This window comes from Galbibacter sp. BG1 (assembly GCF_013391805.1).
In the GTDB taxonomy this organism is placed as follows: domain Bacteria; phylum Bacteroidota; class Bacteroidia; order Flavobacteriales; family Flavobacteriaceae; genus Galbibacter.
This window is the reverse complement of sequence record NZ_CP058364.1, coordinates 583,195-596,814: the sequence shown is the minus strand read 5'-3', so window position 1 is coordinate 596,814 and position 13,620 is coordinate 583,195. Positions and strand designations below refer to the sequence as shown.

General features: G+C 36.8%; 12 protein-coding genes. 2 read left to right on the top strand and 10 right to left on the bottom strand.

Annotation, left to right across the window (positions count from 1 at the left end):
• Positions 1–273 precede the first annotated feature (273 nt).
• Positions 274–1,602 carry a signal recognition particle protein gene (gene ffh, locus HX109_RS02635; RefSeq protein ID WP_178949666.1) on the top strand — a complete coding sequence of 443 codons (1,329 nt, stop codon included), beginning with the start codon at positions 274–276 and terminating at the stop codon, positions 1,600–1,602.
• 91 nt (positions 1,603–1,693) lie between these two features.
• The gene (locus HX109_RS02630; RefSeq protein WP_178949665.1) at positions 1,694–2,584 is read left to right on the top strand and encodes a bifunctional 5,10-methylenetetrahydrofolate dehydrogenase/5,10-methenyltetrahydrofolate cyclohydrolase; all 891 of its coding nucleotides are present in this window, start codon (positions 1,694–1,696) and stop codon (positions 2,582–2,584) included.
• 27 nt (positions 2,585–2,611) lie between these two features.
• Here HX109_RS02630 and HX109_RS02625 read toward each other — a convergent pair whose 3' ends face one another.
• From HX109_RS02625 to HX109_RS02580, 10 genes are all read right to left on the bottom strand, one after another.
• A complete protein-coding gene (locus tag HX109_RS02625) occupies positions 2,612–3,661 on the bottom strand; it encodes an AI-2E family transporter (RefSeq protein WP_178949664.1) in 1,050 nt (349 codons plus the stop codon).
• A gap of 319 nt (positions 3,662–3,980) precedes the next feature.
• Positions 3,981–4,445 carry an RNA methyltransferase gene (locus tag HX109_RS02620; RefSeq protein ID WP_178949663.1) on the bottom strand — a complete coding sequence of 155 codons (465 nt, stop codon included), beginning with the start codon at positions 4,443–4,445 and terminating at the stop codon, positions 3,981–3,983.
• A gap of 58 nt (positions 4,446–4,503) precedes the next feature.
• Complete coding sequence (locus HX109_RS02615) at positions 4,504–5,913, bottom strand: TolC family protein (RefSeq protein WP_255462745.1); 1,410 nt, start codon at positions 5,911–5,913, stop codon at positions 4,504–4,506.
• An 8-nt stretch (positions 5,914–5,921) separates the two neighbouring features.
• The gene (locus HX109_RS02610; RefSeq protein WP_178949662.1) at positions 5,922–7,265 is read right to left on the bottom strand and encodes an HlyD family secretion protein; all 1,344 of its coding nucleotides are present in this window, start codon (positions 7,263–7,265) and stop codon (positions 5,922–5,924) included.
• A 2-nt stretch (positions 7,266–7,267) separates the two neighbouring features.
• Positions 7,268–8,935 (bottom strand): peptidase domain-containing ABC transporter, encoded by a 1,668-nt coding sequence (locus tag HX109_RS02605; protein WP_178949661.1) that lies wholly within the window; start codon positions 8,933–8,935, stop codon positions 7,268–7,270.
• Between the two features lie 5 nt (positions 8,936–8,940).
• Positions 8,941–9,615, bottom strand: coding sequence for a TetR/AcrR family transcriptional regulator (locus HX109_RS02600; protein ID WP_178949660.1), 675 nt, complete (start codon positions 9,613–9,615; stop codon positions 8,941–8,943).
• A 207-nt stretch (positions 9,616–9,822) separates the two neighbouring features.
• The gene (locus HX109_RS02595; protein WP_178949659.1) at positions 9,823–10,623 is read right to left on the bottom strand and encodes an anti-sigma factor; all 801 of its coding nucleotides are present in this window, start codon (positions 10,621–10,623) and stop codon (positions 9,823–9,825) included.
• Between the two features lie 5 nt (positions 10,624–10,628).
• Positions 10,629–11,195, bottom strand: coding sequence for an RNA polymerase sigma factor (locus tag HX109_RS02590; RefSeq protein ID WP_178949658.1), 567 nt, complete (start codon positions 11,193–11,195; stop codon positions 10,629–10,631).
• A gap of 123 nt (positions 11,196–11,318) precedes the next feature.
• A complete protein-coding gene (gene murB, locus HX109_RS02585) occupies positions 11,319–12,341 on the bottom strand; it encodes a UDP-N-acetylmuramate dehydrogenase (RefSeq protein WP_178949657.1) in 1,023 nt (340 codons plus the stop codon).
• Positions 12,334–13,524, bottom strand: coding sequence for a pyridoxal phosphate-dependent aminotransferase (locus HX109_RS02580; RefSeq protein WP_178949656.1), 1,191 nt, complete (start codon positions 13,522–13,524; stop codon positions 12,334–12,336). The genes murB and HX109_RS02580 overlap by 8 nt, the downstream gene beginning before the upstream one ends.
• Positions 13,525–13,620: the final 96 nt, after the last annotated feature.

Here is a 13,620-nt window from a genome sequence, read left to right as displayed (position 1 = left end):
ATATTTTCTTCTGAAAAAAAGGATTTTTTAATCCGTGTAAATTTAGCAGTTAAGAAGTCTTAAATAAGCTTCCATCTTCTCAATCAAATTCTTAAATTTGCAGTTCCTGAAATATCCGTTCTTGTGAAAATTTTAAAAAACCTTATGGAGTATTGATGTTTAAGATGCTATGGAGGTCATAAAAAATTGAATTTTATATTTTTTTGAAAATGCTTTCAATAAATAAGTTAAACGGAAAGGATATAATAAAGGAATTAAAAGAAGCAAAACACTATGTTTGATAATTTAAGCGAAAAGTTAGATAAGGCGTTTCATGTTTTAAAGGGGCATGGACAAATTACAGAGGTTAATGTAGCAGAGACACTTAAAGAAGTGCGCCGTGCCTTGTTGGATGCCGATGTTAATTTTAAAACGGCAAAAGAGTTTACCAATACGGTTAAGGAAAAGGCATTGGGGCAAAATGTATTGACCACTTTGCAGCCTGGGCAATTAATGGTAAAGTTGGTAAAAGACGAACTTACCGAATTAATGGGTGGTGAAGCTGCTGGCGTGGATCTGTCAGGGAATCCATCGGTGATTTTAATGGCAGGTTTACAAGGTTCTGGTAAAACAACTTTTTCTGGTAAATTAGCAAACTTCTTAAAGAATAAAAAAACCAAAAAACCACTTTTGGTAGCCTGTGATGTGTATCGTCCAGCCGCGATCGATCAGTTGCATGTTGTAGGAGATCAAATAGGGGTGGAGGTTTTTTCCGATAAAGGAAATTCCGATCCTGTTGCCATTGCCAATGCCGGGATTGCCCATGCAAAAGCCAATGGACACAATGTTGTAATTGTGGATACTGCAGGGCGTTTGGCAGTAGATGAGGAGATGATGACTGAAATTTCCAATATACACAATGCCATAAAGCCAAACGAAACCTTGTTTGTGGTAGATTCCATGACAGGACAAGATGCGGTAAATACTGCGAAGGCCTTTAACGATGTGTTGGATTTCAATGGGGTTATTTTAACCAAATTAGACGGTGACACCCGTGGTGGTGCCGCGTTATCTATAAAATCTGTCGTAGATAAACCAATTAAGTTTATTGGTACAGGAGAAAAAATGGACGCCATCGATGTTTTCTACCCATCACGTATGGCAGATCGTATTCTTGGAATGGGAGATGTGGTTTCTTTGGTAGAAAGAGCGCAGGAGCAGTACGATGAAGAAGAAGCTAGAAAACTTCATAAAAAAATCGCCAAAAATCAATTTGGTTTCGACGATTTTTTAAGTCAGATCCAGCAGATCAAAAAAATGGGGAGCATGAAAGATTTGCTTGGGATGATTCCCGGTGCAGGAAAAGCCCTCAAAGGAATGGATATCGATGACGATGCTTTTAAAGGTGTTGAAGCTATTATTCATTCCATGACTCCCGAAGAACGTTCCAATCCTTCAGTTTTAAATGGAAGTAGAAAAAAGCGTATTGCAAAGGGAAGTGGTACTTCCATTCAGGAAGTAAACCAGTTGCTAAAACAATTCAACCAAATGAGTAAAATGATGAAGATGATGCAAGGAGGAGGCGGTAGAAAAATGATGCAGATGATGCAAGGAATGAAATAGTTTGGAAAAAACAATAAGGTAAAAAGTACTTAGAATTTTAATACATTATCCCAAAGCAGGAGCAAAAAATTAAACGAAACCAAAATAATTAATGGAAATACTAGACGGTAGGAAGATATCCAACCAAATAAAAGACGAAATAACCGTAGAGGTTGATAAAATGAAGAAGAAAGGCGAAAAAGTTCCGCATTTAGCTGCTGTTTTAGTAGGGAATGACGGTGCCAGTCTTACCTATGTTGGCAGTAAAGTAAGGTCTTGCGAGCGTGTTGGGTTTGAGTCTACTTTAGTTAAATTGCCGAGTACCACAAGTGAGTTGGAGCTGCTCAATAAAATTGATGAGCTTAACAAAGATGAAGATATAGACGGTTTTATTGTTCAGTTACCTTTGCCAGAACAAATTAATGAGCAAAAAGTATTAATGGCTATCGATCCCGATAAGGATGTAGATGGTTTTCATCCTATGAATTTTGGGAAAATGGCATTGGATATGAGTACTTTTATTCCTGCTACTCCTTTTGGAATCTTGGAATTGTTGGAACGTTACAATGTAGAAACCAAAGGAAAACATACAGTGGTTATTGGCCGTTCTCATATTGTAGGTCGCCCAATGAGCATTTTAATGGGAAGAAAAGGTTTTCCAGGGAATTCTACTGTAACCTTAACGCATAGTCACACCAAAAATATTACTCAAATAACCTCTCAAGCAGATATCATTATTACCGCTTTGGGACAGCCTAATTACTTAAAGGCTGAAATGGTAAAAGACGATGTTGTGGTTATAGATGTGGGAATTACCCGTGTGCCAGACGAAGATGCTCCAAGAGGTTATAAAATTACCGGGGACGTAGATTTTGAAAACGTAAGTAAAAAAGCCAGTTATATAACACCTGTTCCAGGAGGGGTTGGACCAATGACTATTGCGATGCTCTTAAAGAACACTTTATTGGCCAGAGAACGCCATAGAACGAGAAACGCTCAATAATACAGCTATTAATTATTCAGTTTATACTTAAAGCTTCGGTTCTTTGCCGGAGCTTTCTTCATTTGCATACTTTCCATATTCATTTTTATAGATTTTAATAAGCAATAAAAAAAGGCTCACCAAAAGAGGGCCAAAAACAAGTCCGATAAAACCGAATAACGGCACCCCCACAACTACCCCTATAAGCGTTATGAGGGGGTGAAGGTTGGCAAGTCTGTTCTGTACAATAATCCTAAAAACATTATCGGTAGAACCAACAACAACGGCACCATAAATTAAAAGTCCGATAGCTTGCCAGTTTTGTCCTTGGGAATACAATAAGATTACCACAGGAACAATTCCCAATGCAGTACCTACAAATGGAATCATGGACCCGATTACAGTTACTACAAACCAAAATAATGGGTCGTTTACGCCAAATATATAATACCCAATAAGCGCTACAATTCCCTGCATGACCGCCACCAATGGGATTCCAATGGCGTTGGATTTTACAATCTCATTACTTTCTTTTGAAATGGTTTTAATATTGCTGTCACTCAATGGGATATAAGCCAAGATGCTGTCCTGAAGTTGTTTGGTGTTAACCAACATAAAATACAAGATAAAATACATAATGGTAAAAGCAATTGCGGTATCGAATGTAGTGCCGGCCAATCCTTGAACTTGATCTGAGACCCAGCCTGTAATGTCTTTTGTATTGATTTCTGAAAGAAAGTTGACCCCGATATAATCTTCTACAGATGCTAATTTTGATTTTACCACAGTAGTTAATTCTTCTGAATTTTTTACCGCTTTTTGAATCTTAGATGAGAGTAACAATACAATTAGGGAGATAGGGATTACAATAATAAAGATGGATAAAACCATTATTATTGTGGCGCTGAGCCATGCTTTTACCCCTTTATCCAATAGCTTTTGCATAAATTTTTTAAATAAGACATAAATGGTGATTGCTCCCAAAATCCCCGAAAGATATGGAGCTAATTCTTTAGAAATTAGGTATCCAATGGAAACTATAATTATTAGTATGGTCAGTTGTCTTATTAAAGAAGGGCTTAAACGATCTGTGCTCATATTTGTTTATTGGTATTGCTGCGAATTAAAGTTACGGTAATAAAATGAATTTTTATCGATGTCATATAAAACAAAAGCCGATGTCAATTATTCTTCCCTTTAAATCTTATAAATGCATTTATTAAGCTTTCAAAGGTGTTAAATTATATACCCATCGGTTAGCGGGATAGGATATTTTATTAACGGAAAAGGAAGTTATTTAGAGAGAAGCGTTTAGGATAGAAGCTTTAGGTTGTATGTTTAATTCAGCAGAAGTTTTAAACATGAATGATTCTAGTTTCGCAACTTAACACATATTTCAATTGAAGGTAAGGTGAGATTAATAAATAACAGTCCCTTTTACCGATCGATCGTACATGACAATGCTGCCGGCGACCGCTACATTGAGGCTTAGAGTGGATTTAAATTTTATGAGCTTGTGGGATTTTTCGATTGCTTTATTGCTAAGGCCATGATCTTCTGCGCCCAATAAATAGACGGCGCGTCGCGGATGCTCGAATCGCTCTAGTAATTCGGCAGTATCGGTAAGTTCCACACCAATTAGCAAAGCACTTTTGGGCAGGTGTTTATAGAAATCTTCAAAAGTTTCGTAATGAAAGTAAGGCATGGCACCCACTGCCTTATGGGTGTCGCATGCTTGTTTTTGGTAACGATTGCCAATTGTAAAAATAAAACTAGCGCCCAGGTTTTGTGCAGATCTCCATAGGACTCCTAGATTTTCTGGTGTTTTACCATTTTGAATACCAATTCCAAAATAGCCTTGTTCTAAATTATCTACTTTCATCACGGTATATTTTCAAAAGACTAATAAAGAAGTTAACTTTTTATTCGACCAACTCGTTTTACAAATTAGTTCCCATGGTGTAAAACAACTCTGCTTTAGAATTTAAAAATTTTATGTTAATCTCGTTTTGTTTAAGCTCGGCATCAATAAGGCTTTTCTCTCTTGAATTGATTAAAAAAAGGCTGCTTTCCCCTATGGAAAACTTTCGCTCCTCTGCATTAATTAATGTTTTGTAATTCGACACTACTTCTGCGCTGATCTGCATTTGGTTTTGAAGGGAAGTAATGGCATTTTGAAGCGCAACAATTTTATTCTGAATGGTAACAAATTGAGATGACCGTTCAAAATCAGTTTCTTCAATCTTTATTTTGGTGAGTTTTAAATCCCCTCTTTCTTTTCGTAAAAATAACGGAAATGAAAAATTGACACCTGCTTTGTAATTGGACGTCATATAATTATCAAACTGATCGAACTCTGTATTTAGAAAGTTGTATTCGAGATTCAACTTTGGTAAAAGCTTATTGGCTTTTAAGGCGCGTTCCACATCCAAAACATTGAGTTTCGCATCAAGCGCCCTTAGTTTTGGGTGTTCATTTAAAAGCTCTGTATTGTTCACTATTTGTTCATTCAATAAAGCAGTCTCTAAAATTTGATCCGTAGGATTAGAAGGCGCCATGTCCTCTGTGAGTTCTACCGGAATATCGTTAATCCAAATATAATTACTTGCTTTTAAGGCTGCCTTCCGTGCTTCCAGTTTCGCATTTTCGAGTCCGAGTTGACGGTTTTGTAAAATTATTTTTGCCTCTGTAGAGTCAATGGCAGCTTTGTCCCCTTCTTCAATACTTCTTTTTATGGCATTCAGCCTAAATTTAGCATTATCGATAAAGGAAGCATAAATTTCTTGTTCGTTGTGCGCCAAAACCCAATCGAAATAGGCGAGACTGGCTTCGTAAAGGATGGTATTTACTAAAAGATCCCGTTCTGCTTCTGTTTGGTCTAGGTAGTGTTTGGCTTTTTTAAGCGTGGCCATACGTTCATTCATTAAAAACCCTTGAAGTACCGAGAAAGAAACCCCTGCACTGTAAAGGCCATCTTCGGGAACTGTTAGGCTAGGATCGAGGAATTGACCCGCATTTTGGTCGTACGTAGCTTTAAATTCAATTCCGTACCAGGTTGGAATTTTAAAAGTGGTATTTAATATATCGTAATATTCTGTTCCTTTAAATTTCTTACGATCGTAATCTACGGTAATTTTAGGGTCAAAACCTCCCCGGGATCGCAAAAGGTTCGCTTCTCCAGTACTCAACTTTAAATTCGCTTGTTTGATAAGCGGATGGTAAAGTTTTAAATACCCCATAAACTCTTCATACGTTAGGATATTGCTATCTTCAGTTTGAGAATAGCTGTTTTGGATGGCTAGGGGTAAGAAAAGAATAACCAAAAAGTATTTCAAAAAAATTGCTTTCATATTAAAATCTACTTTTTAGAATTTTCTGTCGTAGGAATGTAATACTGCGGAGGGAAACCGTTGAGGTGTCTCCAAAGCTCATACCAAATAGGAACGTCGTTTAGAAGTGCCAGCGTTCGGGCTCCAGATCCTACCCGTATGTTTTCTGGCCAATCGTGATCGTTCTTATCCGGGGAAATTAAAATTCTATATTTACCATTCGGACTAATAAAACGTTCAATGGCTATAATCTTACCTCCATAAGTTCCGAAAGATTGGTTTGGCCATCCGCTAAAAACAATGGCTGGCCAACCGTCGAACTGAATCCTTACTTCTTCTCCCAAGTGCATAAGAGGTAAATCGATGGGCGATATAAATGTTTCTACCGCCAAATCGTAATTGGAAGGCATAATCCCCACGAGTCTTTCACCTTCTTTAAAAGTTTCCCCAATACCGCTTATTATAGCTTTGCTTATATAGCCACTTTGCGGCGCTGTGATGTAATACATGGCATTTCGGAGTTCATAATTGCTACTTTGGCTTTCCAGTTTAGAAACCTGTGCCTCGGTATCGTACTGCTGAGAAGTAGTAGTAAACTGATCACTTTCTACCTTCGAAATTTTTTCTGCATACCCAGCGTTGATGCTGTTAAGCTCTATTTGCGCATTAATTATTTCATTTTGGCTGGTTAAAAGCTTATTTTCTTGAGAGATTCTTTTGGCTTGCATTTCTTGCAGTTTCAGCTTCTTTTCTTCTACATCTGTTTTCGACTTTAGGCCTTCTTCAAAAAGTGTTTGTGCCCGCTCAAACTGTCTTTCAGCAATCTCTGTGTTTGTGTTGACTGCAATTAGGTCTATACTATCGCTTTTCGCTTTTAATTTGGCCTGTTGCAGTTTGTTTTTTGCTTGCTCCAATTTTAAACCCCGCTCCTGTTTTAAAGCAGAAATCTGTTGCTCCAAAGCTTTCACCTTATTTTTATAAGACTCAACGGCGTTGCTTTTCGCGTCTTTTTGTTGAAGGGTTCTTTCCAGCAACCTTGGATCTTGATATTCATTTTTTATTTCTGAAATATGTAAAATGGTATCTCCTTTTTCTACATAATCCCCTTCTGTAACATACCATTTTTCGATTCGTCCGGGAATAGGGGACTGAATGGTCTGTGGGCGTTGCTCTGGGGTACGTGTTGTTACAAATCCAGATCCAGATACTGTTTGCGTCCACGGTAAAAATAAAATTATGACACCTAGAATTGCAAAACCGCCCAAAAACCTGTTAAAATACTTATAGTCCCGGGTGTGCACGGCCATTCTATAAGCCTTATAATCGTCGAGAGTCACCTTTTTATTAAGTTGATTGTGTGATATATTTAGCATAATTAAAGGCTTTTAGTAATCGATTCTCCATTAACAAGTGAAATTTCCTTGGTGCAATATTTCTTCCACGATTCACTATGGCTAGAAATTATAAGTGCCCAAGGGCGATCGGGATGTGTTAAAAATTTCATTAGCTTCTCCACTTCATTGGATTCAAAATTCTCAAAAACATCTTTTAGGATTAAAAGTTTGGGATTGTGAATGACAGCTCTTGCGATTAAAATTCTTTTGGCAATAGTTTGAGGGATCTTTTGCCCTTCTGGGTTAATGATGGTATTTACCCCTTTGGACTGTTTTTTTACAAACTCCAATAATCCCAGGTTTCTAAGTAAATCTTGAAGTTCTTGATGTGATATTTCTGGATTTCCAAACGTAATATTTTCTTGTATGGTGGCTTCAAATGGAGTTTGTTCAGGAAGCACTTGCCCTACATGTGCACGGTATTTATTGGGGAGCACTCCTTTCATGGAAATATCATTTACATACATAGAGCCGCCGGTAGGAGTGAGGATTCCAGAAATTATTTTTAATAAGGTTGTTTTTCCTGAACCAGATTTTCCAGATAAATAAATACGGTCTTTAGATTTTAAAAATAGGTTTACATTTTTAAGGATCTTAAAGCCGTCGGGCGTTTTATAGGAAACACCTTCGAGATCCATAGTTAAATCGTGTAATTCGTGGAATGGATCGATCCCTTCCTGGGTTTCCAATTCCTTATCCACCACTTGTCCGATTTTTTCCAAAGAGGTTAGAATATCGTAGAACCCTTCTAACCCATAAATTACTTTTTCAACAGAGTTAATAACCAATAATATGATGATTTCCGCAGCTACAAATTGACCGATATTCATTTGTTGGTTAAGTACCAATAAGCCTCCAATAACCAGCAATCCTGCGGTAACCAGAACCTTAAAACCAATCATTTGTATGAATTGAAGCTTTAAAATTTTAAAATGCCCCTCCCGATGGTTTAGGTATGTAGCAGTGAGCACGTCGTTTTTCTTCATAGCCATGGTGGTTTTTCCCGATAGTTTAAAACTTATTAAGGATCGGGCAACCTCCTGTATCCAATGGGCTACTTTGTATTTTGCATTGGATTCTTCCAAACTTGTTTTTAGGCCTTCAGAAAAAGTAATTCTAAAAACCACGTATAGAATTACAATCAATAAAATTCCGTAGATAATAAAAAATGGGTGGTAGAAGGATAGGAGTATGAGGCCAAAAAGTATTTGAAGTGAGGCTGCTGGAAAATCCAATAAAATTTTTGCAACGTTTTTCTGAACTGTGATGGTGTCGAAAAAGCGGTTTGCCAGTTCCGGGGGATAATAATTTTTTAATTCTTCAATTTTAATCTTTGGCATTCTATAAATAAATTCAAAGGAAGAACGCATGAATATTTTTTGCTGTATGTTTTCCAGAATTCGTATCTGCATGTATTGAAGCAATCCTTGAAAACCTACACCAAGAGTTACCAAGATTACCAAAATTATCCAAGAGGTAGATACTTGAGCACCTTGAATAAGGTTTATAATAGCCTGTATTCCTAAGGGAAGTGTTAAAGAGACCAAACCTGCAAAAATAGCGTAATATACTACTTGGCGTACATCTCTTCTTTCTAAGTCCAGTAACGATAACAATCTTTTCCAAGGGGTGAGGATCATGTCTTTCATAAATATTAGTTTTTGAGGGCTTTTTCAACCAATTCTGTTAAGAACAAAGTTGTGGTTTCTGGTTTGTCGCAGGCGGTAATAGTTGGGAAATGCTCCCTTAAAAAGTGCTGGTGGAGCGCCGATTCTAGAATCGTGCTCGCCAAGCTTTTGGAAAATTTATAATCGTTGTTTACTTCGGTCACCATTTTTTCTATCCTATTAACCAAACGTTTGTAAATTTGAAAATAGCCTTCCTTATTTTCGAAATCCACTTCTTTTGTAAGGAAAGATTTTGAAAACTCGTTGATTACAATTTTATTTAAAACTACTTCATTTATATGAGAATAGGTAGAATCTTCTTCAGTAGTTCTGGTAACAATCTCTATGGCTTTATTGAGCCTTTCTTCTGGGTCCTGAAGGCTGTAAGTGGCAAATACCAATTGATACTCCAACCAAGACCAATACCAAGAGCTTAGGTATAGCAAAAGCTTATGTTTGTTTTCGAAATACCGATATACAGAACTTTCGGTGGAGTTTATTTGAAGCGCCAGCTTTTTAAAGGTAAAACTTTCAAAGCCTATTTCATTAATTAGCTGAATACTGTGTTCTATGATGCGTCTTCCTAAATCGGTAGATTCAGGATCTTTTAAAAACGTCTTTTCATTCCCCTTAATCTTAAGGTTTTGCAATAGTTGATCCATAGCGAATGCTCTAATTCGTGCAAATATAATAGTATTACTATTAAATGTAAATAGTTTTACATTTATTTAAGAGAGTTTTACAATTTAATCGATGAATGTTATGTTTTACGGTTTAAAAATTGTTATGCTTTAGAATGGAATGACCTGAAACAAAAAAACCTCGAACATGGTGTGCGAGGTTTTAAATATCTAGGTTTAAGTAGTTTTTTACTTCACACTTATACTATCTTTTAATAAATTGATATTGGCCACTTCGCTATCGATGGAAGCAAAATCGCTATTGCCCTTAGATTCGATGGTAATTTTATATTTGGAGGCATTATCTTGAAAGGGTAACGACATTAATTTTCTGTCTGCTTTTTCAAGAACTCCCAAACTTACCATTTCACCATTTACTTCTGCCCACATTTTAAACTCTTTATCTTCAGGAAGATCTGGCATGGAAACTATGTTTATGGCTGTCATCCTTTCCTTCGGATTGATGTAGGCTACAGAGCGTAAGTTTTTGGCACGTTCGTTTCCGTTGATCACATATTTTTGTGTCTCAGGATCGTTTAGCACTGCATATTTACTTTTAATGTTCTCCAACTTAGAATTAGTGGTAAGAATATCTTTTTTTAAATTTTCTATTTGGCTAGCAACGGTATTTTTTTCATTGGAAAGCAATTTGTTTTGCTTCCATAGAGTAACCGTAGTAGCTCCAAATAACAATGTAGTAACGCAGGCAGCTACAAAATACCACGGGATTGTTTTTTTGGTGCTTTCCATAGGTGCATCTTCTTTGGAAATAGCCTCTAAAACGAGCTCTTTAAGTTCTACAGGAGCTTTTTTGGCATGCGCTTTGGCGTACAATTCTAAATTATCCTGTAGTGTAGCATATGCGGTTTGCACTTCTGGATAAGTGTCCAAAAAATGCTCAGTACGAATTTCTTCATCGTAACTTGTTTCGCCAATCAAATAGCGTTCTAACAAGTCGCTTTCTAAAAATATTTCAACTTCTTTTTTCATGACTTTTACTGGATTATCAAATAAAACAAAATTGACAATGTAGCAGGATCGTAAATACGTCTTAGTTCTCTGAGTCCAATTTTTAATCGGGATTTGATAGTGCCTAAAGGGATGTCTAACGCTTCACTGGCCTCTTGTTGGGTCATGCCTTCGAAGAATAAGGCTTCCATAACGATTTGATATTTTTCATCAAGCGAATTTAAATGCTTTCTAATATCAAGGTGCTCTGGGTTAACACTCTCAACTCCTAAATTATATACGTCTGAAACTTCGATTTGGATTTCCTGATCGCTCTTTAAATTAGCACTTCTTATTTTATCGATGGCGGTGTTGCGCGTAATTCGAAACATCCAAGTGAAAAGTTTAGATTTTTTGGCGTCGTAAGTGTCAATTTTTTTCCAGATTTTCATCAGGCTAATTTGTAGCACATCTTTGGCCAGATCTTCGTCCTTGGTTATTTTTAAAGCCACACCAAACAAGGTATCCCCATAGTAATCGTAAAGAAGAGACATGCCTTTCTCATCTTTCTTCTCCAGTAATGAAATAATATTTTTTTCTAGAAGTTGACTCATACAAACTTAGAATAATAACATATGTGTGGATGGTGCCATGTAAGTTTTGCCGATTTCGGACAGGGGTCAAATTTATTAATTAAAACGATAAAAAGTACACGAGCGTATACTTTTATGGCATTGTTAGTAAATATTTACCTCGGGTTCTATTCGAATATGGAATTTCTTATTTACGGCCTGCTGAATTTTTAAGGCTAAATTCCACACTTCCTCGCCACTGGCATTTCCATAATTAACCAAGACTAGTGCTTGGTTTTTATGTACACCGGCATCTCCAAATCGTTTCCCTTTAAATCCGCATTGTTCTATTAGCCAACCTGCAGGTATTTTAACTTCTGCCTCAGAAACTGGGTAGTGTGGAATTTCTGGATATTGTGTTTTAAGTGGTTGAAAGTCTTGAATGCTTATTACAGGATTTTTAAAAAAGCTTCCACTATTGCCAAGTTTTTTTGGGTCTGGGAGTTTGCTTTGCCGTATGTTAATTACTGCATTGGAAACCTCTTTAATAGTGGCGTTTTTAATGTTTTTCTTCTGAAGTTCCGCCTCAATGGCTCCATAAGACGTATTTGTAATATGGTTTTTGGTGCTTAATTTAAAGGTAACAGCCGTAATAATATAACAGCCTTTGTTTCTTTTAAAATAAGAATCGCGGTAACCAAAATTGCATTCTTCGTTACTGAAGGTAACCATCTTTAACGTTTCAACGTTTAAAGCTTCACAACTAAAAAAAACATCTTTTAGCTCCACGCCATAAGCGCCAATATTTTGAATGGGAGCGGTACCTACATTGCCAGGAATGAGGGAAAGATTTTCGAGTCCGCCCAAATCCTGTTCCAAGGTCCAAAGTACAGTTTCATGCCAATTTTCCCCCGCTTGTACTTTTACAAGGGCCTGGCCATTTTCCTTTTTAAGGATTTCCTTTCCTTTAAAATCAATGTGTATTACAAGGCCTTCAACATCTTTTGTAAGCAACATATTGCTGCCTCCTCCTAGTATAAACTTCTCTTTATATTCCTTTAATTGCAATACATTTTTAAGTTCTTCTACCGAGGAAACAGCAATAAAATTTTTTGCCTTAACATCAATCCCAAAAGTGTTGTAAGGTTTTAAAGAAATATGGTGTTGAATGGCACTGGTTTTAAGCATTATATTGTTTTAAAGCTTCTTTAAGGATGTGCACCGCTTTCACTAAGTTTTCTTTTTTCAATACATAGGCGATCCTCACTTGGTCGTAGCCAATTCCTGGCGTAGAGTAAAACCCGGCTGCTGGCGCTACCATTACAGTTTCTCCATCCACATCGAAACTTTCCAAAAGCCATTGCGCAAAATCATCTGTGTTTTCAACAGGCAATTTGGCGATGCAATAAAAGGCTCCTTGTGGCTTGGCTACGGTTACGCCTTCTATTTTATTTAATTCAGTAATTAAAAGATCTCTTCGCTCTACATATTCTTCGATAACTTCATCGAAATAACTCTGTGGAGTATCTAGGGCCGCTTCACTAGCAATAAGTGCAAATGCTGGAGGAGAGAGTCTTGCTTGGGCAAATTTTAAAGCAGTATTTATTACTTCTTTGTTTTTAGAAATCATACAACCAATACGAGCCCCGCACATGCTGTACCTTTTAGAAACAGAATCTACCACGATGGCATTTTCTTCGAGGCCTTCCTCTTGAAGGATGGAATAGTGCTCGGCACCATCATAAGCAAACTCACGGTATACTTCATCTGCAATTAGAAAAAGATTATGTTTTTTTACAATCTTCGCTAATTTCTTGATTTCTTCTTTAGAATATAGGTATCCGGTAGGATTTCCAGGATTACAAATTAAGATAGCTTTTGTTTTAGGGGTAATAAGCGTCTCAAAATCTTCGATAGGAGGAAGGGCAAAATTGTTGTCTATTTTAGAAACAACTGGCACAACTTTAACTCCAGAGGCAGTTGCAAAACCATTATAATTGGCATAAAACGGTTCTGGAATAATAATTTCGTCATCGGTATCCATTATAGATCCCATGGTAAACATGAGTGCTTCCGATCCGCCGGTGGTAATAATTATTTCCTTTGGGTTCACATCGATATCTCTTTTACCATAGTAAGCTGCAAGTTTTGTTCTGTATTCTTCAGAACCTTCACTTCTGCTGTATTCCAACGTTTCAAGGGTGTTGTTTTTTACAGCATCCAAAGCAACTTTTGGAGTTTTAATATCGGGTTGCCCAATGTTTAAATGGAATACATTGATCCCTCTTTTTTTTGCATCTTCTGCGTAGGGAACTAATTTACGTATAGGCGATTGTGGCATTTTTAAACCTTTCTCGGAAATTGTCGGCATATCTCAAATTTTATATCGTGCAAATTTGCGAAATATATTTTATAATCCGTTATAAATCTCAGCTTGTTCTTGCCTATATCGAATGTTAAAAATTAG